Raw genomic sequence first — 23,412 nt, forward strand, 5'->3', positions numbered from 1 at the left:
CCTCCTAAATAAATGATGATATTTCCATTTTATAAAAGATTAACTTCTTTTGCAAGATAGTTTTAGTCAACTTTATTCATATCATTCATTACATTTAATATTATTTCGTCTGTTATTTGCATTCCTTTATCACTAACTCTACCTAAGTTTTGTATAGATTGCTCAACTTGTGTACCAACTATACCATTTAGTGGTGGTACTGCATATCCTTGTTTAGCTATAACAGCACTTTGAACTGCTGCTGATGCTGCTGAAGATAATTTTAATGCGCATCCTGCTTTTGCACCATCACAAATCATACCACTTAAGTCAGCTATCATATTTTCTATAGCTCCGTATATATGATTAATCTTTCCGTCCATTAACCAAGCTATACCTGCACTTGCTCCAGTTGATGCAGCTACACCACATCCACATACAGCAGATAATCTTCCAGTAAAGTTTTTAACATATGCAGTTACTAAGTGAGATATTGCAAGAGCTTTTGCTAATTTTTCATCACTTTGTGGATACTTTGAGCTATAAGCAACTATTGGAAGTATTGCTGTTAATCCATGGTTTCCAGATCCATTTGAACTCATAACAGGAAGTTTTGCTCCACCCATTCTTGCATCAGATGCTGCAGCTGTTAAAAGCATAGCTTCTGTCATTATTCCGTCTCCTAATAATCCTTCTTCCATAGATTCTTTTATACCTCTACCAACACCTATACCGATTTCATTTTCTAATCCGTATTTTGCCATATCCATATTCATTGTTACACCATCTAATAAGAATTTAATATCTTCTAAATTCAGATTTTCAACATTTTCAACTATTTCTTGTATAGTTATAGTGTCCATTATGTTTTCTTTTTTCTCTGTAGTTTGTGCTTCAGCTTTTTCTGCAAATCCGTCCACTTCATCTAATAATACTAAGCCGTTTGCTTGTAAGAATACAAAGTTATCATGCTTAGTTTTTATTATAACTCTTGATGTATTGTTCTTTCCTTCTAATCTTACTTCTATAACAACCTTTTCCTTAGTCTCTAAAGGCTCTATACTTATTGGATTTTCATCTACATATCTTTCTGATTCTTTAACTTGCTCATCAGTTAATCCTTCTAATAAAGTTAATCCGTCCTCAGATTTTCCTCCAACAAATCCCATAGCAACAGCTATTTTTAATCCTAATCTATCAGTTCCTGGTATTCCAACGCACATTGCATTTTTGTAAACATTTGGGCTAACTAATACTTTATGTTTTACTACTTCTTCTCCTAATAACTCTTTTGCTTTTGCACAAGCTAATGCTACGGCAACTGGCTCTGTACACCCTACTGCTGGTTTTACTTCAGCCTTTAATATATCAACTAAATTCGTTCTTAAATCTCTCATTTTATAATCCTCCTAGTAATTTAAAATAAATTATTATTTTCATATTGTTCTCAAATTATAATATAGCAATTTACGTGCCAACTTTTTTAAAATTCAATAAAATAAAAAAATGAGATTAACAAGCCAAATTTATATACTTTTATAGGTTATGTAATTATAAACAATTATATAAATCTCAAAATAAGCAAAAAAAATCTCAAAGTGAGATTTTTGTATCATTTTGAGATTAGGTTATATTTTTCAAGTTTTCTATATAATGTAGCCCTAGATATACCCAAGGCCTTTGCCACTAATTCTTTGTCCTTTTTATAATGTTTATATTTATTAAAGGCTTTTCTTATTTCTTCTTTTTCTAAATCTTCTAAAGTTCTTATTTCCTCTTCTTTATGTGATTTTTCATCATAATATGTTGATTTTATATTGTTAGGTATAATATCTAAAGTTAACAAGGTTGAGTTTGACATATTTATGCTATATTCAATTATGTTTTGTAACTCTCTAACATTGCCTGGCCATGTATAATCAACCAATGTCTTACTAGCATCTTCTTCTATGCCTATTACATCTTTATTTAGCTTGCGAGCATATTCTTTTATCATATAATCAATTAGTAAAGGAATATCACTTTTACGTTCTCTTAAAGTTGGCAAAGTTATAGGAATTACTTTTAATCTATAATATAAATCTTCTCTAAACTGTCCATTTCTTACTAACTCTTCTAAATTTTTATTAGTAGCTGCAATAACTCTAACATCAATAAATATATTGGACTTTCCTCCAATTTTATCTAGCTCTCTTTCTTGTAGTACTCTTAAAAGTTTTCCTTGTAAGTGAAGACTCATATCTCCTATTTCATCTAAAAATATAGTACCATTATGAGCCAGTTCAAATTTACCTAGTTTTCCACCTTTTTTAGCTCCTGTAAATGCGCCTTCCTCATACCCAAATAATTCACTTTCCAATAGGTTGTCTGGTATAGCTGCACAGTTAACCGCTACAAAAGGATAATCTGTTCTATCACTATGATTATGAATAGCTCTAGCAAAAAGTTCCTTTCCTGTGCCACTTTCACCTGTAATTAGTACTGTAGAATTTGATTTGGCTGCAATTAAGGCTTTTTGCTTTGTATGTTCCATTATTTCACTACTACCAACAATATTATCTAATGTTATTTTATAATCTTTATTAATTTTATTATAGTTTTTAATTGCTTCTTTGTTTTCAATAAAATCAATAACGTATCCTTTTAATTTATTTTTAACTACTATTTGGCTAATATTATATATTCCTTTTAAATTTCTTCCTAGTTTCTTGTAATAGAAAATTCCAGTTTTATATTTTTCAAAATCTAAAGTTGATGGTTTTTTTATAAAGTCTAGTAGATCAAAAATGTTTCCACTTTCCAACTTTTCATCATCTATATTAAAGCTTTCTCTAAATTTAACATTATACTTATCAATATTACCTCTAGTATCTATAGATACTACAGCTTTGTTCATACCATTTAGCAATATCTCTAATTTTTTCTTTTCCAGTTCTAATTCTTCTGTTTTGTTTTGAGCCTTTAATTTATTAGATATTAAGTCTGCCATTTTCCCCAAAAAGTTAGTTAGATCCTTTGCATTATCAGTTATTATTGAAGACTGCTCTTCATTAAATGCTATAAGGCCTACAACTCCATAGGAATATCCATCTAGAGTAATTGGACAACATACTTCTGCATACTCTTTGCAGTTCCCGTTGTTAGAACATATTTTACAAATATCATTTTGCTCCGAATCATCAATATAAATTAATACTTGTTCTTCTAAGCATTTTTTAAAAGCAGAGTATCCATTTACCCTTTCGCCAATCTTATCTAAATAAATTCCTGTTCCAGCTATTCTTACTAACTCTTCATCTACTATAGTAACATCAATATTTAAAACTGAAAGCATTGCTTCAGCTATATTTTGAATATCATCTTTTATATCTTTTAGACCATTCATTTTCATCAATCCTTAATTTTTTTTATATTTAACAAAGATTTTATTTCTTTTAAAACAACATATATTCTATTTAATGTTATTTGAATAGTTATAAGAATTACAAATAACATTACAGCCCCCACAATTGTAAAATTAATGCCCAGTTTCACTTTTATCTCTCCTTATTAGTAGATTTTCTTAGAGTATAATAAAAGACTAGGTTAACCTAGTCTTTTATTATATTATTTAATTATATTCTAGCTCTTTTACTTTTTTTTTCCTATATAAATATATCTTTTATTTTCTATTTCTTTTAACTTTCCTTCAAAGTTAAATTTTTTGAATATATCTTGTACTTCAATAGGATAATTATAATGTATATTATCTCCACAAATCCTATGTTTAAAATATTTTAATTTTACTTTTATATCTTTTAAGTTTAAATCTTCTACTATTACTTCTCCGTTGTTTTTAAGAACCCTGTTGATTTCTCCTACAGACTTATTACAATTTGCTGTATGATTTAAATAATCTAATACTATAATTTTATCAAAATAATTGTCATTGAAAGGCATATGTTCTAGCTGTCCACTTACTACTGTACAATTCTCATTCATTACATGAGAAAAGCAAATTTCTTCTCTATTGTTATGTTCTAAAATAGTTACCTGAACACCAAATGCTCTTATCCTCTTGCCTAGTTCACCAACTTTACCTACTAATAAGACTTTGCTTCCGATATCATGTTTTATATTATTTAAAAATGATAGCACTTCTTCGGAAAATTCAAGTAATCCCGAACATGATTCGTATTTATTATATAGTAAACTTTCCACGTTATCCTCCCTATAAAGCTTTTCGTATAATTCCAGTCATTATTAGATTATAATAAATCCTAATTAAGTATTCAATACATATATTATAATTTGTAATATTCTTTATTCTTCGTCACCTAATGTAAATTTTTTTATTTTTGATACAGAAACTTCATAGGCCGTTCTTTTGACAGAATCACCACCTTCTACCTTTTTCTCATACACTCTACTTTGCACTCTTCCCCACATTTGGATTCTATCTCCAACGTTAAGACTTTTTGCAAATTTAGCATTTCTTCCCCACACTATAGATGGGATGTAGTCTGATTTATTATAAGGTCTATTAATTGCAACTAGCAAATCTGTTATTTCTCTTCCCAGCGGTGTTTTTCTATATATTGGTGATTTACATATATATCCATCTAAGAAAATGCTATTAGGATCCTTTGTATCAATTTCTGGTATTGCTTTTATTTCGCGAACAAATACTGTCAAAACAAGTTTATTTTTATTATCAATATTCTTATTATATGATCTTAGTTGGCCAACAACACTTACCAATTTTTCACTCTCAAAATCTATATCTTGTAATAATCTTTCTGAGATAGTCATTGGAAGAACATCATAGGAATTGCTTAGTCTATTAATTTTTATTTTTGTACTATAAAACTTTTCACCAAATATTTCATGGCTAAACTCTAATTCATCTTCTAGTTCACCTTTTAAATTTACAACATTAGTATCGTCCTTAACAATTATCATATTATTTTTCCCCCCAAAATTGTTAATTATAACTTTATCTTTTCTTCTACCATAAATATATTTATAGTCTTTACTTTTTATTACATTTAATCATTTCTTTGAATACTTTGCTCACCAGAAGAATTGATTTTGTAATTGTTTTTGTAAATTAGATTAGATACTGTAACCATTTCATAATTTTTCTTTTCTAAATTAGACAGACAACTATCCAAATATAAACTTACATCTTTAACATTTGCATGAAATAATATAATTGATCCAGGTGAAGTATTTTTACTTACTCTATCTAATACATGTACCGGTCCAATATTTTTCCAATCTCCAGAATCCACATCCCATTTTATTGTGTAATATCCTAAAGATTTACAAGTACTCATAGTATCTTTATCCACATTTCCAAAAGGTGGTCTGAATAAATTTACTTTTTCACCTGTTAAATCTTTTATTTTATTACTTGTCAATATTATTTCATCTATCTTGTCTTCATTAGATATGTCTGGAAAAGAGCTATGTGTGTTTGAATGATTACCAATTTCATGACCTCTATTATGTATTTCTTTAACTAATTCTTTGTTGTCATCAACCCAACTACCAACTAAAAAGAATGTAGCTTTTGCATTATGTTTATCTAATATGTCTAATATCTCTTTAATATTCTCACTTCCCCAAGCAACATCAAAAGTAAGTGCAACTTTTTTATTCTTTGTATCAACTCTATTTATAGGTGTTTCATACCCTTGAATGGCAGAGCATATATTTTTTATTCCCAACACGAAACAACCTATAATAAATAAAGCCGCAAAAAACAAAGTTATACTTAAGATAAAAGCTTTTGTTCGTTTATATGCTGAGTTCATTTTTTACCTCCTATTTAAAATACTCCTACCATATATTTATTTAAAAAAATCAAAAAAAATTACAAAAGCATGTACTAAAATTCGCCATGCTTTTGTATTAATTTGTGTAAACAAGGTAAATACTCACTTTTAAATTTTTTACTAAATTCGACTTTTTTGGATTTATTTTTCAGAATATAACTTTTGAATTTGGAGAAATTATAAGTAACATCAATTAGATGATGTTAACAAAAAAATTATATTTCAACTTTAAGGAGGAAATTTACTATGTCAACTTCTAACAACAGACAAGTGGTACCTGAGGCAAGAGCTGCATTAAATCAAATGAAATTAGAAATAGCTGGCGAATTAGGAATGTCTAATTACGAAAATATTGACAAAGGTAATTTAACTGCAAGACAAAACGGTTATGTAGGTGGATATATGACTAAAAAGTTAGTTGAAATGGCTGAAAAGCAAATGGCAGGCAAATAGTTTTAAAAAAAATAACACATTAATGTAAGGCTACCTAATTAGGTAGCCTTTGTTATATATTTTTTTATTTTAAATACCACTTTTAATTTTTTATAATTTAGTTTAATATAGTAATATAAATTGTTTCTTGGAGGATAATAATATGTTTGAAAACTCAACTGAAGAGTTGGCATATCATAAACTTTTAATTTTATATATTTTAGACAAAATAAATATGGATTTAACTAACTCACAGATGACACAAGTTGTTTTAGAAACTGATATGATGAACTATTTCTCATTCCAGCAAATCTTATCACAACTTATGGATTCTAAGTTTATAAAACCATACAAAGACTCTGGAAGAGAGTACTATTGTCTAACACAAAAGGGACTTGAAACACTAGAGTACTTCTTAAACCGAATACCAGAATCTTATGCAATTAAAATTGACGAATACATAAAAAATAATAAAGAAAGTTTATTAGCTGATACTCAAGTTAAATCTAGTTTTGTAAAGCAAAGTGAAAATGAGTTTATTGTTAATTTAAGAGTTATTGAAAACCAAAGTAACCTAATAGATTTAAACTTAAACGTTTCATCGGAAAAACAAGCAAAACAAATATGCAATAATTGGAATAATAATGCTTCTAATATGTATGCAGAAGTTATAAATTTATTAATCCGAGATATACACTAGGGCCTACATACAAATAATTGTTGTAGGCTCTTTTTCTACTTTTATTTCCTTTATTAATTTATTTGTAGAAGTGTCATAAACTTTTACTGAGTTTTTTTGAGTATCAGATATAAATAATTTTTCTTCGTCTGGAGAGATTTCTAATCCCTGAGGTATTCCATCTATGTCTATATTGCCAATATACTTTCCTAAACTATAATCTAGTATCTTTATATTTTTGTATCCCAAATCGGCTATATATACTTTTTTATCCTTATAATTGAAAGATATTTGAACTGGTAGCAAAAATTCGTCAAAAACTTTTTTCGTAGCTAAAGTATCTTCGTCAATAATTACTACTTTTCCATCTAAGGTTGATACATAAATCTCACTCTTGTACTTATCTAGTTGTACATGCCATGCTTTATAATCTATATCTATTTTACTTTCTATAACTTTATTAATAATATCAATACACGTTATGGAGTCCATACATGGAACATACAATTTTTTTCTAGGCAAATCAAAGCAAAAACCATGGGGCATGTCATCCACACAGATTATTGCTATGGGATCTAAAGTATTTTTATCCATAAAATAAATACTATTAGAATCCTCATTGGCAATAAACACTTCTTCTTCAAACATAGCTATTTGAGTTAAGCTTCCTCCTATAGATGATGAGTCTATTATTTTTTCCTCTTTCATGTCTAACACATATAAGATACCATTACTGGAACTGGGCAAATACATCTTGCTTTTCTCCTTATCTATACAGAAGTGATGGGGATAAATATTGTCATCCAGTTTAATTTCTTTTTCTAAAGTTAAAGTCTCATAGTCTATTACGCTAATACTTTTTGATAAATAGTTCGAAACATACACCTTCATAGATTACCCTCCCCTCTATGTTTTTTATACTATAATAATATATTAGATAAAATATATAATTATTCTATTATAGTTGCTTTATATTTTATCTATTGTTATCATATTCATTGGAACATTTAAAATAAGGAGTGTACATATATGAAAATAGAATTCCAAACTAGCGGTGTTTGTTGCCGTCAAATAACTTTAGAAGTTGATGAAAATAATATAATTAAGGAAGCCAATTTTGAAGGTGGATGTAACGGAAACTTATCAGGTATAAGCAAATTAATAGTTGGTCAAAACGCTAAAGAAGTTGCTGCAAGATTAGAAGGAACTACTTGTGGTACTAAAGATACTTCATGCCCAGATCAATTATCAAAAGCAATAGTTGAGGCTTTATAAACATTAAAAAGGCGGTTAAGCAATTTAACCACCTTTTTTTATTATTTAAATATTTTTCTAACATGTCCTATCATATACAAAGATCCTGCTGAGATTATTATTTCATCTTCTGAAGCATTATCTAGAGCATACTTTACTGCATCATCTATATTTTCAATAGCAATAACATTTGGAACATATTTTTCTATTTTTTCTTTTAACTCTTCACAACTCATGGATCTATCACTATCTGGTGTAGTTGTAATAACTTTATCAAACTTGTCCATCAGTATTTCAAGAACTCCATCAATATCCTTATCTTTTAACATTCCTATTAGTAAAGTCATTTTCTTTCCACTAAAATGTTTTTCTAGAGCTTTAGATAAAGATCTTGCTCCATCTTCATTATGAGCTCCATCTATTATAAACGTTGGATTGTCTTTTATTTTTTCGATTCTACCTGGCCATCTAGTATTTAAGAATGCTTTTCTTATAGCATCATAACTTATTTCTACTTTTCTATCTTCTTTTAATACTTTTATTACTGTTAACGCTAATACTGCATTATTTACTTGATGCTCTCCTATTAGACTTATTTCCATATCTTCAAATTTCTCACCTAGTATTGTGCAATCAAATACTTGTGAATTTATATCAGACTTTTTAATTACTAAATTTTCAAAATTAGCCTCTACATATTTAGTGTTTTTTTCTTTGCATACATTTTTTATTACATCTTCAGCTTCTTGTTTTTGTTTATAAACAACTGCCATACTATCTTCTTTTATTATTCCTGCTTTTTCATAAGCAATTTTTCCTAATGTATCACCAAGAATTCCTATGTGGTCTAAACTAAGAGATACTATTACACTGGCAAGTGGTGATTTGATAACGTTTGTAGCATCAAATCTTCCTCCTAAGCCCACTTCAAGAACTACATAATCCACTTGTTGTTCATAGTAATAGTAAAATGCCATAGCAGTTTCTATTTCAAACTCTGTAGGATACGCATGTCCTTGTGATGCCATTTGTTCTATTTTTTCTTTCATTATAGTAATTATTCTTGCCACATCTTCCTCTGGAATATTATTTCCATTAAGTCTTATTCTTTCCGTAAAAGTCTCCAAATATGGAGATGTGTAAAGACCTACTTTGTATCCCTGCTCCTTTAATGTGTTTGAAATAAAAGAACATACAGAACCTTTTCCGTTAGTTCCTGCCACATGAATAAATTTAAGCTTATCTTGTGGATTTCCTAATAATTCTAATAACTTAAAAGTATTCTCTAAGCCTAGTCTCATTCCAAATTTATGCGATTTTTCAATAAACTCCAGTGCCTCTTGGTAATTCATTTTTCTTCCCCCTCAACTAAATTAAGTATTTATACGTAATCGTGCTTTATTTTTTCATAATTTAAGTATCTATAGTTTATTATAATACATTTTGAGGTTTATCACATAATTTGAAAAAAAATTATAAAATCCTTACAATTTAAAAGGTCATGTCTATAAAATTTATAAACATGACCTTCTTTAGATTATAACTTTGATTCTATATTTTCAAGTCTTTCAAGAACTGATTTCATCATTTCTTCGAATTTCTCTTTTTTAGCTTTTTCTTCATTAACTAAGCTTTCTGGTGCTTTTGCTAAGAAACCTTGGTTAGAAAGCTTTCCATTAACTCTTTTTATTTCGCCTTCTAATTTAGCTTTTTCTTTAGTTAATCTTTCTTTTTCTTTTTGGAAGTCAACTAATTCATCAAGTGGTATAAATATTTTAGCTCCATTTATAACAACTGATACAGCATCTTCTGGGATGTTGTTTTCATTGTCAGCTATTTCTACTGTTGATGCTGATGCTAAAGTTACGAAGTATTCCTTTGTAGCTTCTACAGCTGGTTTTTTATCCTCAGTTGGAACTATTATTACTTTAGCTTTCTTAGATGGTGGAACATCCATTTCAGCTCTAGCATTTCTTATATTTCTTATACCATCCATTGCAAGTTCCATCATTTCTTCTTCACTTGCCATGTTATCTTCTTCTTTGTAGTGAGGCCAGTTAGCTATAACTATGCTTCCTTCTACAGTTGGAAGATAAGTGTATATTTCTTCTGTTATGAAAGGCATATATGGATGTAATAATTTTAATATAGTTTCAAGAACGTAAGTTAGAGTGTATAGAGCAGCTTTCTTAGCTTGAACATCATCTCCATATAATCTTGGTTTAACTATTTCTATATACCAGTCACAGTACTCTGTCCACGCAAAATCGTAGATTTTTTGTGCTGCTATACCTAAATCAAACTTGTCCATATTGTCTATAACTTCTTTAACAACATTGTTTGCTCTAGATATTATCCATTTATCAGCTATTGTTAAGTTACCTTGAACAGATTCTCTAGTTACTCCATTCATTATTTCTTCATCTATGTTCATAAATACAAACCTAGATGCATTCCATAATTTATTAGCAAAGTTTCTAGATGCTTCAACTCTTTCCATGTAGAATCTCATATCGTTTCCTGGAGAGTTTCCAGTTACTAACATGAATCTTAAGGCATCAGCTCCGTATTGGTCTATTACTTCAAGTGGATCTATACCATTTCCTAAAGATTTACTCATTTTTCTACCTTGAGAGTCTCTAACAAGTCCATGTATTAATACGTGGTCAAATGGCTTTTCGTTCATACAGAACATTCCTGCAAATGCCATTCTTACAACCCAGAAGAATATTATATCGTATCCGGTAACAAGTACGTTAGTTGGATAGTAGTATTCTAATTCCTCAGTGTTATTAGGCCATCCTAATGTTGAGAAAGGCCATAGAGCAGATGAGAACCATGTATCTAGTACATCTTCATCTTGCTTTATGTCAGAGCATCCACACTTACATGCTTCTGGTTTTTCTTTAGCTACTATTACTTCACCACATTCTTGACAGTAGTAAGCAGGTATTTGGTGACCCCACCATAACTGTCTAGATATACACCAGTCTCTTATATTTTCTAACCATTGTAAATATGTTTTGTCATATCTTTCTGGTACAAATTCTAATTCTTTTGATTTTAATATATCTATAGCAGGTTTTGCTAATTCATCCATTTTAACAAACCATTGCTCAGAAAGTCTTGGTTCTATTATAGTATGACATCTGTAGCAAGTACCAACTGCGTGTGGATGATCTTTAACAGCTATAACATATCCAGCTTCTTCTAAATCTTTCATTAATTGTTTTCTACACTCATATCTGTCCATACCTTGGTATTTACCAGCAAGTTCATTCATAGTTCCATCTTCGTTCATAACATTGATTTCTTCTAAGTTATGTCTTTGACCAACACCAAAATCGTTAGGGTCATGAGCGGGAGTCATTTTAACAGCTCCAGAACCGAAATCTTTATCAACATAGTCATCTGCTACTATTGGAAGCTCTCTTCCTACTATTGGAAGTATTGCAGTTTTCCCTACTAAATGAGTATATCTTTCATCTTCTGGATTTACAGCTATACCTGTATCTCCAAGCATAGTTTCTGGTCTAGTTGTTGCTATTTCTAAGAAATCTTCACTATCTTTTAGGAAGTATTTTATGTGATAGAAGTTTCCGTCTTTTTCTTCATGTTCAACTTCAGCATCTGATAATGTAGTTTTACAATCTGGACACCAGTTTATTATTCTGTTTCCTCTGTATATTTGACCTTTTTCATAAAGTTTTATGAAGAAATCAGTAACAGCTTCATTACATCCTTCATCCATTGTAAATCTTTCTCTATCCCAGTCGCAAGAGTCTCCTAACTGTTGCATTTGGTCTACTATTTTTCTACCAAATTCATTTCTCCAGTCCATAGCTCTCTTTAGGAACTCTTCTCTTCCTAATTCGTACTTAGTTTTTCCTTCTTGGGCTTTTATTCTTTCTACAACTTTAACTTCTGTTGCTATAGAAGCATGATCAGTTCCTGGTTGCCATAAAGTTTCAAAACCATCCATACGTTTCCATCTTATAAGAACATCTTGTAATGTGTGGTCTAGAGCATGCCCCATATGTAATTGCCCTGTTATATTTGGTGGTGGTAAAACTATACAGTAAGGTTTCTTATCAGGATTTGGGCTTGATTTGAAGTAACCTTTGTCTAACCACTCATCATATAGTCTTTTTTCAAAGTCTTTTGGATCATAAGTTTTCGATAAGTTTTTTATTTCCATCGTTATTTCCTCCTTATTATTATTAATATCTTTTTTTTAAATTAATTGGCATTTATGTTATAAAATTTCCTTCGCTTAAGCCACTGTGCGGGCGCTATCCCTTTAAGCCACTGCGTGGACGCCATGAAATTTTAGACAACCACCTTGCTCCATTTGAAGTAGTAAATGTTATAAATTAAACCAAACAATTTATAATATCCTTAAATATAAAAAGAGCTCTTCATCCTATAAATAAGGACGAAAAGCTCGCGTTACCACCTTAATTCCATAAAATTCGCTTTGCTCATATCGCCAACGCTACGTCTTCGCTCACGCTTCAGTCGTATCCGTTGCTCAAAATTTGCTTCTTTCGTGTAATTAATTTTATAAAAACACTTAGCTAATTCTAGGCTCTTAATAGATTTTAACGATTCCCACCGTCTAAACTTACTATTAGTTCAGCTTAGAAACTCCAAAGCTACCTTCTGTAAACATTTACTAAGAAAATCTTTCAGCTATTAATTTTCCTCTCTTGTAGTGTATTTACATACTCCTCTTTTTCATAGTTTTTATTTTTTTATTAGATCATTATTAATATTTATTATAACTAATTTCCATGATTATTGTCAATTTAATTATATATTATTCTATATTGCCAAAACCTTACCAGAAATTTTTAGGTTTTACATCATGAGTAATAGGTCTTATATCGTATCCTCTTTCTTTTAATATGTCTATAATATTATTTAAACAGTCTACTGTTCTTTGGTTCTCATGTAATAATATTACCACTTCATCTCTTTCTCTTGCATAATATAATATGTTGCTTACTATTTGGTCTTCTGATGATTTCCAGTCTTCTGTGTCAAGGGTCCAATCCCAAAGCAAATAGCCTTCATCAATAAATTTTTTATAAATACTTTCTACCATGTATGGTTTACTACCAAATGGTATTCTTACTAACCTTGATGTTTGCCCTGTTATCTTATAAAATGTTCTGTTGCAGGTTCTAAACTCTTCTATAGCTGAATCTTCAGTTTTATATAATTCATTTATATCATGAGTTACTCCATGAAACCCAGTTCCATGACCTTCTAAAGTCATCCTTCTTACATCATCTTTAAACACTATCATATTATCGTTTATCATAAAGAATGTGCCTTTAACATTATTGTCATCTAAGATATTAATTATTTGGCTAGTGTACTTGGACGGGCCATCATCAAATGTAATATATGCAATTTTTTTACCTTCTGCAAAACTAACTAATTTGTTGCTAAATCCTAAAATATTTACTGTAATTAAAACAAAAAAAATAAATGATTTTATTACTATGTTTTTTCTTAGTCTCATCATATATAGTCACTTCTTTAATTATATTTTATACAATAATTGTTTCCTTTATCTTATACTTTTATGCAATCTATAACTAATAATTTGGTCCTATTAGTTCTTCTAGTGAGTTTGTTTTTTCTATTACTTTGTTTAAATGAAAGTTAAATACAGGACTTTCATCTTCATTAATTTGCAATAAAATTTGTTCATTTTTATAAAGCTTTTTTAATCTTTTATAATTATCTTTAGTTAAAAATAATTCTTTTTCTAGTAATTCTATAGACTTTATGTGGAAATATATTTGTCTGCATAAATCTAAGGATTTATCTATAATGTCTAAATTAAAGCTACCCTTACTATAATTTAATTCATCTATAAGCTTTGAGTAAATTGCTTCTGAAGTTTTTATCTTATTTTCAATACTATCAAGTTGTAAATCTCTCTTACCAATTGCTATATTTCTTAAGCTTTCTTTGCATAGGGATTTGATTTTTTCAAATTCATTTATAGTGTTATTATAATAATTGGGCCTTGCCACACTGTAATTAATAATGAGTCCCATAATAACACCTATAGATGTATCTATTATTCTTTGAATAGAATAAACTAAGGGCGCACTATCAACATAACCTAAATATAAAGATAAAAATGTAACACTTGATACTACTAAAGAAGACAACTTAAACATATTGCAGCATTTTATAACTATCATAATTCCTATTCCACATAAAATTGGATTTGCTGGAGATATTAATACAAGCAAAAAACCTATTAATCCTCCTATTAATGTACCAAGCACTCTTTGCGTTCCCATTTTAAAAGATGTCTTTATAGTGTCTTGCATAGTCACCACACAAGCTATAGCACAGTAAAACATATTGTCTACGGCAAACCTAGTTAATATACAACACAACATAACTGCTATTCCTGTCTTTATAGTCCTCATGCCTATAATATTTTGTAACCGCATTTCTTTCCTCCACCCATGTCATTTTTCCTTACCTAGTATAATATATTTAGTAATAACATGGATAGTTTTTTAACAATTTTCTATTATCTAACAATATATTAATAAGAAGTATAGATATTAAATCTTTTATTACTCTAGTTAAATCATCATTAGAAAAATGAATATAATAAATTTCACCTTCATTCATATCCTTGTAAACTTTTTCTTTATATCCTAAATAAATCTTATTAACTAAATCATCAAAATCATCTCTACTTGGAAATGGTAACAATACACTTTGAGGAGTTTCTTTAAGTATTTTTTTTATTTCAATAATAATATCATTATAAATTTTAGGATAATAGTTTATCGATAAACTCCTACAATACTCATAGTAGTTACTCATTTAATCACCTCATATATTTTTATTTATCTCTTTATAAAATATATGCTAAAAAAAAATAAAACTGCTTTTAAACAGTTTTATTTTTTAAAATCTATCCAATTTCTATCATCTCGCCATTTTTAGCATAGATAATTTTTTCACATATATTAGTTATATGATCACCAATTCTCTCAATATATCTACCTATAAATACTAATCTCATTCCTTGATTAATATTTTTTTCTGGATCACTATGCATTACTTGCAAGCAATCTTGTCTTACTCTTTCATATAACAAATCTATCTCACTATCTTTTTGAGCTATTTCATAAGCTAAATTTGCATTATCATCTTTTAATGCAACCCATAAATCTTTCAGCATTTCACAGCAAATTTCTTTCATTATAGGTATGTCTATTAACTCTTTTATAAATGGCTCTTCACCTATTTCTAAACTTTCTCTACAAATATTAGCTGCATAGTCACCTATTCTTTCTAATTCTGTGGATATATCACAAATAGCATAAATATATCTTAAGTCCCTAGCTAAAGGTTGCTTTAAGGCCATAAGCTCTATACTTCTATCTCTTATATACTCCCTTAGTATATCAATATCATCATCTTCTCTAATTATTTTTTTTGTTCTTTTCATGTCTTTTTTTATCATATATTCTACTGATAAATCAACAGAATCCTGGCACTTTTCAATCATCCTTAAAGTATACTCTTTAAGGGATTGAATACTTATGTCTAAATTAGTAATAACCATTATTCGCCCCTCTTTCATAAATAATTAATCTTAACCAAATCTTCCTGTAATATAATCCTCTGTTCTCTTATCAGATGGTATAGTGAATATTTCTTTAGTATTATTATACTCTATTAGTTCACCATTTAAAAAGAATCCTGTTTCATCTGATATACGAGCTGCTTGTTGCATATTATGAGTAACTATTACAATAGTATAATCTTTTTTTAATTCAAAGATTAACTCTTCAACTTTTGCTGTAGATATAGGGTCAAGAGCTGAAGTTGGTTCATCCATTAAGATTACATCTGGTTTCATCGCTATAGTTCTTGCTATACATACTCTTTGTTGCTGTCCTCCAGATAAACCAAGGGCTGGAGATTTTAACCTATCTTTTACTTCTTCCCAAATAGCTGCACCTTTTAAACTTTCTTCTACTATTTTATCTAAAGTTTTTCTATCTTTTATTCCATGTACTCTAGGACCATAAGCCACATTGTCATATATACTCATTGGGAATAAGTTTGGTTTTTGGAATACCATACCTATCTTTGTTCTCAGCTTTATTACATCATTAGTTTTGTAAATATCATCTCCATCAACTTTTACTACACCTTTTATTTTAACATCTTCTATTAAGTCATTCATTCTATTTAAAGTTCTTAAAAAAGTTGATTTACCACATCCTGATGGTCCTATTAAAGCAGTCACCTTATTAGGTTTTATGTCCATATTTATTTTATTTAAAGCTTGTTTTTCTCCATAAAATAAATCTAAATCTTTAACACTTAATTTATTTGAATCATTTATACTCATCTTATTATCTCCTTTTGCATCATGCCAACTATATGTTACCCTTACTTAACTTTTTAACGATTAGCTTCGTACTTGTATTTAGAATTAATACTATTATGATTAACACTACTCCTACAGTAGCTGCTCCACTTATATCACCCATTTCTTTTGTTAAAAGATATGAGTGAACAGTTAATGTTCTAGCACTGTCAAATATACTTGTTGGCATACTAGCAACTGTTCCCGCTGTTAATAATATAGCTGCTGATTCTCCGATTACACGTCCTATTGATAATATAACTCCTGATAATATTCCTGGAAGTGCACTTGGTATTATAACTTTATATAAAGTTTGAAACTTAGTAGCTCCCATTGCCAATGATCCTTCTCTAAATTCATTTGGCACTGTTTTTAGAGCTTCTTCTGTTGTTCTTATAATTACAGGAAGTATTATTATTGCTACTGTTAAAGCCCCTGCAATTATTGAGTATTGCATTTTTAATGTTACAACAAAGAATATTCCTCCGAATAAACCATATATTATTGATGGTATTCCTGCTAAACATTCTGTAGCAAATCTTATTATTTCTACTATCTTTCCTTTTTTTGCATATTCATTAAGATATATTGCTGATAAAATACCTATTGGAGTGGCGATAGCTATGGCGATTACTACCATATATACAGTACTTACTATCATTGGTAAAATTCCACCATCTCCCGATGCTGAATAATCACTAAATATATAACTTAAGTTAATTCCTTTAATTCCATTAACAAATATAAATCCTACTATTAGTACTAACAACCCTACTGTCACAAATGATGATAGGTATAATAGGAAGCTTAAAAAATTATCTTTAATTTTTCTCATCTTACTGCTCTCCCTTACTAGTAAGTTTTCTTAATACTAGATTAAGTATTAATATAAACATGAACAATACAACACCTGTAGCAAATAGCATTTCTTGATGCGTTCCGTATGCATATCCCATTTCAAGAGCTATGTTTGTAGTTAAAGGTCTTACACTGTCTACAATAGAAGAAGGTATAACAGGTGAGTTTCCTGCAACTAATATTACTGCCATTGTTTCTCCTATAGCTCTACCTATTCCTAGTACTACAGCTGCAAGTATTCCTGATTTTGCTGCTGGTAAAACAACCTTAAAAATAGTTTCTATTTTTGATGCTCCAAGCGCCAATGATCCTTCTTTATAAGCTTTTGGTACTGCCTTTATTGCAGTTTGTGACACTGAAATTATTGTTGGTAACATCATTATTGCTAAAACTAGTATTACTGCTAATAAACTTTGTCCTTTTGGTAAATTTAATAATTTTTGAATATTAGGTACTATAAATGCTAAACCAAATAATCCATATAATACAGAAGGTATTCCTGCAAGTAATTCTACTGCTGGTGATATAATCTTTTGCACAGGCTTTGGTGCTATCTCAGCTAAAAATGCTGCTGTAAATATTCCTATTGGAACTCCTATTATTAAAGATCCCATTGTAGCTACTATAGATGCTACTATCATTGGAGCAACACCAAATTTATTTGAGTTTGGTAACCAGTCTGTTCCCGTTAGAAAGTCTACAAATGAATATCCTTTAAACAAAAATGGTGTCAAACCTTTATAAAATACGAATCCTATAATCAATAGCAAACTTATTACAGATATTGATGCACTTATCATAAATACTTTACTTGATATATTCTCTATTAAATATTTTCTATTATTGTTCTTTTTATTTTTATCTTTGGTGACGATTTGATTTTTTCCTGCAATCTGTTGATTAATCAAAACATTTCCCCCTTTATTCTTTCAATTTATTTAAATGTATTTTGTATTTCTACAATTTAATAATACATTTAAAAGGTTAAATATATATTAGATTTAGGTTAAGTCTATGTAAAATTCCCTTCGCTTGAGCGACGTGTCGGCGAAACACTTCATTTCGCCAACTAGATTCCTTTGAGCAACGTGTTGGCGAATCATTTTGCTACCGCTTTAAGCCACTGCATGGTCGCTATGAAATTTTAGGCAACGACCTTGCTCAAAATTCACTTTTTAATAAACAAAGGTACATGGTAATAAATAAAAAAGGAGAAGTAATACAAAATCAGTATTATTTCTCCTAAAATATTATTATTCATATTAAGTTTTGCAACTTAAGGTAAATTGTTTATAACTTGTAGTTTTAATTTATTTATTAATCTATAAACTCGATTAAGTCTTTTCCTAGTTTAGCTACTCTAGCTAAGGAATAAACATCATATCCTTTAGCTTCTAACTTCCCTCTTCCTACTTGGAAAGACTTCTCTATAACTATTCCTATCCCAGCAACAGTTGCTCCAGCTTCTTCTACCAGTCTAGCTGCTCCTAAAGCCGCCTCTCCATTTGCTAGGAAATCGTCTATTATAAGAACTTTATCATCAGCATTAATGTAGTTTTTAGATAAAGTTAATTCGTAGTTCATAGCTTTCGTAAATGAGTGTACTGTCGTTTGATAAACTTCTCCATTTAGTATTTTAGATTGTTGTTTTTTTAAAGTTACCATTGGTAATTCCATTTGAAGAGCTGTCATAGCAGTTGGTGCTATTCCTGAACTTTCTATTGTAAGTATTCTTGTTATTCCATGGTTTTTGAAATATTCTTTGAAGTAAGTTCCCATTTCATACATTAATTTTGCATCTACTTGATGATTTAGAAATGAATCCACTTTAAGAACTGTTTCATTTAATGCTCTTCCATCTTTTAATATTCTATCTTTTAATTCTTTCATTTTACATTGCCTCTCTATCTAATTCTTTATTATTTTTTTCATTTTTATCTTCTATAAGTATTATATTTAAAAGTAAAGCAACGATTGTACCCGTTGATATTCCTGAAGAAAATATCATTTGTAATCCTTCTGGTAATTGTGATATAAATTCAGGTCTGAAAGTAACCCCAAGTCCAAGACCTATAGAAGTTGCTATTATTAATAAATTTCTATCATTTATTTCTACTCTACTTAATGTTTTTATTCCTGCTGCTGCTACAGTTCCAAACATTACTATACCAACACCACCAAGAACTGGCTGTGGTATTCCATTTATTAAAGCTGCAAATTGAGGGAATAAACCAAGAATAACTAATAAAATACCTGCCATTATTGCTACATGTTTACTTGCTACTTTTGTTAATGGTATTAATCCTACATTTTGGCTAAAAGATGTATTTGGGAATGCTCCAACAAGTCCCCCAAGCATACTTCCTACGCCATCCGCCAATACTCCTGATCCAACCCTTTTATCAGCCATATCCACGTCAGATACTTCACCGATAGCTTTTAAACATCCTACTGTACCTATTGTTGCAACAAAGTATCCTGGTAAAAATGCTATTAATGCTTTTAAATCAAAAGTAACTCCATATTGAAATATTTGTGGTATTGCTATAAAATTTGCTTGTGTCACTGAAGAAAAATCAACTTTTCCAAGAGGTATACAAATTATATATCCTACTGCCATCCCTATAAGTACTGATGCACTACTTAGCATTCCTTTTCCATATCTATTTAAAAGCAACGTAATCATCATCACTACCATTGCTATTGATACATTTGTTAAACTACCATAGTCAGCTGATCCTACTCCTCCAGCAGCCCAATCTATTGATACAGGTAATAAGGTAAGACCTATTAAGCTTACTACGGTACCCGTTACCAAAGGTGGAAAAATTTTCATTAATGGTTTTATAAAATAACTTAAAATAATTTCTAAAAATGAACCTAAAATTGTTGCTCCAATTATACCTGGTAATCCAAGTACTGAACCTACTGATATGGAAGGTGAAACAAATGTAAAATCCGTACCCATAATACAAGCAACTCTAGCCCCTACTTTACCTATTCCTCTTGCTTGAATTATTGTAGCTATACCTGCTGACAATATAGATGCGCTTATTAATGACATTGATGTATCCGTATCAAATTTTAAAGCCCCAGCTATTACTAACGGTACAACTATTATGCCTCCAAAAGCTGCAAAAATATGTTGAAATCCTAGAATAATCTTTGTAACTAAAGCCGGATTATCTTCTACTCCATACTTTAAATTATTTAATTGTTTTTCATTTGATGAACTCATAGCACTCTCTCCCGTAATTTTATTTTGTGTGTATGACTCAGTTTCTAATAGTTTTATAAGAAATTTGATTCTCTAATATGACCAACGAGACGCCTTGGCTCCATCTTCATGCTTAAGTTAAAACAAAAACACCTCGATATAAATATCGAGGTGTTTATCCTAAAACAAATATAAATTAATTTTGCTAATTTATATTCATATTTCTTTAAACTATACCTCGTAGTCTACTAATTTAGGGTTAGCAGGTAGAAACTTACGGACCATATTACCGTCAAATATACGAGTCATTTAATTTTATCTTATTGTACCATATCTAATTTTTTTGTAAATAGTTTTTTGTATATTAAAGCATTTGTATTTATATGGAAATACCTCCTGCATTTATTTATATATGATAACTTTTGTCTATATTTTTATTATTATGGAATAAATATGAGCTATCTCTATATTCATAAAAGCAAAAAACCTAACTGTTTCCAGTTAGGCTTTTCGTAACTTAAGGTTTATTTAAATATAATAATCAATTATAGAATCTTGCTTATTTTGTTGGTGCTTTTATGAATCCTTCTTCAGCTACTATATTTTGTCCTTCTTCACTCATTATGAAGTCAACAAATGATTTAGCTTCGTCACTCATAGCATCTTTTTTATTTACTACTAAGAAAGGTCTTGATATTGGATATTTTCCAGCTACAACATTATCATCATTAGCTTCTATGTCATCAATTTTAACTGACTTTATACCATCTTTAACATACCCAAAAGATATATAAGCTATAGCATTTTCATTTCCTTCAACTGTTGATTTAACATTTCCAGAACCATCAGATATTTGAGCATCTTTAATTAATTCTTCTGACTTAAATCCTAGTATATCTTGGAATCCATCTCTAGTTCCAGAACCCTCTTCTCTTGATACTACAACTATTTGTGCATCTGCTCCACCAACTTCTTTCCAGTTAGTTATTTTTCCTGTAAATATATCTTTAACTTGCTCAACTGTTAAGTCTTGAACTTTATTATTTTTATTTGTTATAACTGCTATACCATCTATTGCTATTTGAGTTCCTTCTACACTTTGTGCTTCTTCACCTTTTAAATCCCTTGAAGACATTCCTAAGTTAGAAGTTCCTTCTATTGTATTTTTTATACCTGCTGATGATCCAACTTGTTGCACTTCTATTTTTACTTCATTATTCTTTTGGTATGCTTCTGCTAAAACCTCCATTGTTGGTCCTACTGAAGTTGATCCTGATATAGTTATTTTAGCTGCATCCCCCTCTGAAGAATTTCCTGAACCACACCCTACTACAAGTCCACTTACCATTACTGCTCCACATAATAATGCCACTATTTTCTTTTTAAACATCTCAATAATCTCCTTTTAAACACCAAAACTTTTTTATTATTACTTGATTTTTATTTCCTCGATTTGATTTATCTTACAATTTAATAATACAGTTGGAGTGTTAAGAGAGTATTAAGTATACATTAAAGAGATGTAAAGTTTGTTAAATGCATATTAATTCTATATAGTCCTAGTTTTTTCTAATATTGATTCATTTATTATTCTTTCCATATATTCTACCCCTTCACAGCCTTTAAAAATAGGATTTAATAGGTTTTCATTTAGAATTTCTTCTTTTCTATTGGTAATACCTAGTAAATACTCAACTCTATAAAAATCTAGCTTTTCCCCTGGCAGATTATGCTTTTCATTTTTCACATGTTTATAAAGATCTAGAGCTCTCTCTTTATTATCTTTAATTAGTACTTCGTACATTATTGCTACATTAATTAAACTTTTATAATATGAAGCTTCTATTTGTTTATTTAAAAATATTTTTTTATTTTCTATAGTCATCTCAACTATTTTATTTATATTTTTAGGTAAATCTTCTTTATTGTTGCATATGGCCTCCATATATATAGCTTGAGCACTTATTGCTAAAGATATTAAATTCTTTTTATTAACATTAGTTTTTTCTATATCATTTTCTATTGTCTGTAATAAAAACGATATAGACTCCCTAGATATAGGTGTGTTACCTACAATACTATATGTATATAATATTACATCAGTAAAAATTTTATCATTTTTAATTAGTTTCACATGCTTACCATCTCCCATAATATAACTTGGAATGCTAATAAAAATAAATATTATAATAGTTGAAATAATTAATAAATCCCATTTAAATATTAATCCTGTGCATATAGTTATAATACCTAATATTAAATCACTTAGAGGGCCTGCTTTAAGTGCTTTAACCCATGCTTTTCTTGCTTTCTCCACATCTTCTTCATTTAATATTTCAAAATTATCAATTTGAGCCCTTCCTGCATAAGCCAGTTGCTTACTAAAACTTTTAATTTTTATAAATTTATTATTCTCTCTTTTAAATACAAATGGTCCTAGATATAATACCGTAAATTTAAGTCCATTTTTCTCCCCAACAAAACCATGGCTTAATTCATGTACTACAACAAAAACTATCATTTGTAAAATCACTATAGGTATTAGATAAATCCAGTTCAAATCTAAATTTATACTTAATCTAATTCCTATAAGACCGCCAACAAAACCTATTAGGGCTCCACCAATATAAGGTAATATCTTTATTAGTTTATTTTTCATAAATCCCCCTCCAATATCTTATCTCTATTATCACATTAAAATATAAAGAAGGAACTATTTATTAAATATTTAATGAAAATAGCTCCT

At 29.3% G+C, this 23,412-nt stretch carries 22 protein-coding genes, 1 riboswitch and 1 other annotated feature; of the genes, 3 read left to right on the forward strand and 19 right to left on the reverse strand.

Annotated elements, in window-relative coordinates; translation table 11 throughout:
- Window positions 1–62: 62 nt before the first annotated feature.
- The 5 genes from JW646_RS07485 to JW646_RS07505 all read right to left on the reverse strand — a co-directional run bounded on the left by JW646_RS07485 (window position 63) and on the right by JW646_RS07505 (window position 5,777).
- Window positions 63–1,376, reverse strand: coding sequence for an L-cysteine desulfidase family protein (locus JW646_RS07485; protein ID WP_228417149.1), 1,314 nt, complete (start codon window positions 1,374–1,376; stop codon window positions 63–65).
- Window positions 1,377–1,591: 215 nt separating this feature from the next.
- Window positions 1,592–3,364: a sigma-54 interaction domain-containing protein gene (locus tag JW646_RS07490; protein ID WP_148557067.1), complete on the reverse strand. Its 1,773-nt coding sequence runs from the start codon at window positions 3,362–3,364 to the stop codon at window positions 1,592–1,594.
- A 245-nt stretch (window positions 3,365–3,609) separates the two neighbouring features.
- On the reverse strand, window positions 3,610–4,179 hold the full coding sequence (locus JW646_RS07495) for a class I SAM-dependent methyltransferase (RefSeq protein WP_206925169.1): 570 nt from the start codon (window positions 4,177–4,179) through the stop codon (window positions 3,610–3,612).
- A 102-nt stretch (window positions 4,180–4,281) separates the two neighbouring features.
- Window positions 4,282–4,920 carry a single-stranded DNA-binding protein gene (locus JW646_RS07500; RefSeq protein WP_074919563.1) on the reverse strand — a complete coding sequence of 213 codons (639 nt, stop codon included), beginning with the start codon at window positions 4,918–4,920 and terminating at the stop codon, window positions 4,282–4,284.
- Between the two features lie 86 nt (window positions 4,921–5,006).
- Complete coding sequence (locus tag JW646_RS07505; protein WP_074919564.1) at window positions 5,007–5,777, reverse strand: polysaccharide deacetylase family protein; 771 nt, start codon at window positions 5,775–5,777, stop codon at window positions 5,007–5,009.
- Window positions 5,778–6,044: 267 nt separating this feature from the next.
- Here JW646_RS07505 and JW646_RS07510 point away from each other — a divergent pair, with 267 nt between their 5' ends.
- Both JW646_RS07510 and JW646_RS07515 read left to right on the forward strand, forming a co-directional pair.
- On the forward strand, window positions 6,045–6,251 hold the full coding sequence (locus JW646_RS07510) for an alpha/beta-type small acid-soluble spore protein (RefSeq protein WP_018591798.1): 207 nt from the start codon (window positions 6,045–6,047) through the stop codon (window positions 6,249–6,251).
- Between the two features lie 142 nt (window positions 6,252–6,393).
- Window positions 6,394–6,930: a DUF4364 family protein gene (locus tag JW646_RS07515; protein WP_074919565.1), complete on the forward strand. Its 537-nt coding sequence runs from the start codon at window positions 6,394–6,396 to the stop codon at window positions 6,928–6,930.
- 3 nt (window positions 6,931–6,933) lie between these two features.
- Here JW646_RS07515 and JW646_RS07520 read toward each other — a convergent pair whose 3' ends face one another.
- Entirely contained in the window at window positions 6,934–7,800 is an 867-nt protein-coding gene (locus JW646_RS07520; RefSeq protein WP_228417150.1) for a YncE family protein, read from the reverse strand.
- Window positions 7,801–7,938: 138 nt separating this feature from the next.
- Here JW646_RS07520 and JW646_RS07525 point away from each other — a divergent pair, with 138 nt between their 5' ends.
- Window positions 7,939–8,184 (forward strand): TIGR03905 family TSCPD domain-containing protein, encoded by a 246-nt coding sequence (locus JW646_RS07525; RefSeq protein WP_074919567.1) that lies wholly within the window; start codon window positions 7,939–7,941, stop codon window positions 8,182–8,184.
- Window positions 8,185–8,225: 41 nt separating this feature from the next.
- Here the strand turns inward: JW646_RS07525 and JW646_RS07530 are convergent, their stop codons facing one another.
- From JW646_RS07530 to JW646_RS07590, 13 genes are all read right to left on the reverse strand, one after another.
- Complete coding sequence (locus JW646_RS07530) at window positions 8,226–9,515, reverse strand: bifunctional folylpolyglutamate synthase/dihydrofolate synthase (RefSeq protein ID WP_228417152.1); 1,290 nt, start codon at window positions 9,513–9,515, stop codon at window positions 8,226–8,228.
- 185 nt (window positions 9,516–9,700) lie between these two features.
- On the reverse strand, window positions 9,701–12,361 hold the full coding sequence (locus JW646_RS07535) for a valine--tRNA ligase (RefSeq protein ID WP_206925166.1): 2,661 nt from the start codon (window positions 12,359–12,361) through the stop codon (window positions 9,701–9,703).
- A 230-nt stretch (window positions 12,362–12,591) separates the two neighbouring features.
- Window positions 12,592–12,913 (reverse strand) — a binding site (T-box leader).
- Between the two features lie 90 nt (window positions 12,914–13,003).
- Window positions 13,004–13,696, reverse strand: coding sequence for a polysaccharide deacetylase family protein (locus tag JW646_RS07540; RefSeq protein WP_083399421.1), 693 nt, complete (start codon window positions 13,694–13,696; stop codon window positions 13,004–13,006).
- Between the two features lie 73 nt (window positions 13,697–13,769).
- Entirely contained in the window at window positions 13,770–14,645 is an 876-nt protein-coding gene (locus JW646_RS07545; RefSeq protein WP_228417154.1) for an FUSC family protein, read from the reverse strand.
- A gap of 46 nt (window positions 14,646–14,691) precedes the next feature.
- The gene (locus tag JW646_RS07550) at window positions 14,692–15,030 is read right to left on the reverse strand and encodes a hypothetical protein (RefSeq protein ID WP_228417156.1); all 339 of its coding nucleotides are present in this window, start codon (window positions 15,028–15,030) and stop codon (window positions 14,692–14,694) included.
- Between the two features lie 91 nt (window positions 15,031–15,121).
- The gene (gene phoU / locus JW646_RS07555) at window positions 15,122–15,778 is read right to left on the reverse strand and encodes a phosphate signaling complex protein PhoU (RefSeq protein ID WP_074919571.1); all 657 of its coding nucleotides are present in this window, start codon (window positions 15,776–15,778) and stop codon (window positions 15,122–15,124) included.
- 30 nt (window positions 15,779–15,808) lie between these two features.
- Entirely contained in the window at window positions 15,809–16,573 is a 765-nt protein-coding gene (gene pstB, locus JW646_RS07560) for a phosphate ABC transporter ATP-binding protein PstB (RefSeq protein ID WP_074919572.1), read from the reverse strand.
- Window positions 16,574–16,601: 28 nt separating this feature from the next.
- Entirely contained in the window at window positions 16,602–17,426 is an 825-nt protein-coding gene (gene pstA, locus JW646_RS07565) for a phosphate ABC transporter permease PstA (RefSeq protein ID WP_074919573.1), read from the reverse strand.
- A 1-nt stretch (window position 17,427) separates the two neighbouring features.
- Window positions 17,428–18,357 (reverse strand): phosphate ABC transporter permease subunit PstC, encoded by a 930-nt coding sequence (pstC, locus tag JW646_RS07570; protein ID WP_331478073.1) that lies wholly within the window; start codon window positions 18,355–18,357, stop codon window positions 17,428–17,430.
- A 409-nt stretch (window positions 18,358–18,766) separates the two neighbouring features.
- Window positions 18,767–19,339 carry a xanthine phosphoribosyltransferase gene (locus JW646_RS07575; RefSeq protein ID WP_228417157.1) on the reverse strand — a complete coding sequence of 191 codons (573 nt, stop codon included), beginning with the start codon at window positions 19,337–19,339 and terminating at the stop codon, window positions 18,767–18,769.
- A gap of 1 nt (window position 19,340) precedes the next feature.
- Complete coding sequence (locus JW646_RS07580; RefSeq protein ID WP_148557058.1) at window positions 19,341–20,687, reverse strand: nucleobase:cation symporter-2 family protein; 1,347 nt, start codon at window positions 20,685–20,687, stop codon at window positions 19,341–19,343.
- Between the two features lie 200 nt (window positions 20,688–20,887).
- Window positions 20,888–20,990, reverse strand: a riboswitch (purine riboswitch).
- 235 nt (window positions 20,991–21,225) lie between these two features.
- Window positions 21,226–22,056, reverse strand: a complete 831-nt coding sequence (locus JW646_RS07585; RefSeq protein ID WP_228417159.1) for a phosphate ABC transporter substrate-binding protein — start codon at window positions 22,054–22,056, stop codon at window positions 21,226–21,228.
- A gap of 159 nt (window positions 22,057–22,215) precedes the next feature.
- Window positions 22,216–23,325 (reverse strand): site-2 protease family protein, encoded by a 1,110-nt coding sequence (locus JW646_RS07590; protein WP_228417161.1) that lies wholly within the window; start codon window positions 23,323–23,325, stop codon window positions 22,216–22,218.
- Window positions 23,326–23,412 lie beyond the last annotated feature (87 nt).

This window comes from Terrisporobacter hibernicus (genome assembly GCF_020809405.1).
Taxonomy (GTDB): Bacteria; Bacillota; Clostridia; order Peptostreptococcales; family Peptostreptococcaceae; genus Terrisporobacter; species Terrisporobacter petrolearius.

Bases quoted from the DNA above. Each gene is read 5' to 3' on its own strand.
- JW646_RS07485 (WP_228417149.1), bottom strand. From the start codon at position 1,376: ATGAGAGATTTAAGAACGAATTTAGTTGATATATTAAAGGCTGAAGTA.
- JW646_RS07490 (WP_148557067.1), bottom strand. From the start codon at position 3,364: ATGAATGGTCTAAAAGATATAAAAGATGATATTCAAAATATAGCTGAA.
- JW646_RS07500 (WP_074919563.1), bottom strand. From the start codon at position 4,920: ATGATAATTGTTAAGGACGATACTAATGTTGTAAATTTAAAAGGTGAA.
- JW646_RS07505 (WP_074919564.1), bottom strand. From the start codon at position 5,777: ATGAACTCAGCATATAAACGAACAAAAGCTTTTATCTTAAGTATAACT.
- JW646_RS07510 (WP_018591798.1), top strand. From the start codon at position 6,045: ATGTCAACTTCTAACAACAGACAAGTGGTACCTGAGGCAAGAGCTGCA.
- JW646_RS07515 (WP_074919565.1), top strand. From the start codon at position 6,394: ATGTTTGAAAACTCAACTGAAGAGTTGGCATATCATAAACTTTTAATT.
- JW646_RS07520 (WP_228417150.1), bottom strand. From the start codon at position 7,800: ATGAAGGTGTATGTTTCGAACTATTTATCAAAAAGTATTAGCGTAATA.
- JW646_RS07525 (WP_074919567.1), top strand. From the start codon at position 7,939: ATGAAAATAGAATTCCAAACTAGCGGTGTTTGTTGCCGTCAAATAACT.
- JW646_RS07530 (WP_228417152.1), bottom strand. From the start codon at position 9,515: ATGAATTACCAAGAGGCACTGGAGTTTATTGAAAAATCGCATAAATTT.
- JW646_RS07535 (WP_206925166.1), bottom strand. From the start codon at position 12,361: ATGGAAATAAAAAACTTATCGAAAACTTATGATCCAAAAGACTTTGAA.
- JW646_RS07540 (WP_083399421.1), bottom strand. From the start codon at position 13,696: ATGATGAGACTAAGAAAAAACATAGTAATAAAATCATTTATTTTTTTT.
- JW646_RS07545 (WP_228417154.1), bottom strand. From the start codon at position 14,645: ATGCGGTTACAAAATATTATAGGCATGAGGACTATAAAGACAGGAATA.
- JW646_RS07550 (WP_228417156.1), bottom strand. From the start codon at position 15,030: ATGAGTAACTACTATGAGTATTGTAGGAGTTTATCGATAAACTATTAT.
- phoU (WP_074919571.1), bottom strand. From the start codon at position 15,778: ATGGTTATTACTAATTTAGACATAAGTATTCAATCCCTTAAAGAGTAT.
- pstB (WP_074919572.1), bottom strand. From the start codon at position 16,573: ATGAGTATAAATGATTCAAATAAATTAAGTGTTAAAGATTTAGATTTA.
- pstA (WP_074919573.1), bottom strand. From the start codon at position 17,426: ATGAGAAAAATTAAAGATAATTTTTTAAGCTTCCTATTATACCTATCA.
- JW646_RS07575 (WP_228417157.1), bottom strand. From the start codon at position 19,339: ATGAAAGAATTAAAAGATAGAATATTAAAAGATGGAAGAGCATTAAAT.
- JW646_RS07580 (WP_148557058.1), bottom strand. From the start codon at position 20,687: ATGAGTTCATCAAATGAAAAACAATTAAATAATTTAAAGTATGGAGTA.
- JW646_RS07585 (WP_228417159.1), bottom strand. From the start codon at position 22,056: ATGTTTAAAAAGAAAATAGTGGCATTATTATGTGGAGCAGTAATGGTA.
- JW646_RS07590 (WP_228417161.1), bottom strand. From the start codon at position 23,325: ATGAAAAATAAACTAATAAAGATATTACCTTATATTGGTGGAGCCCTA.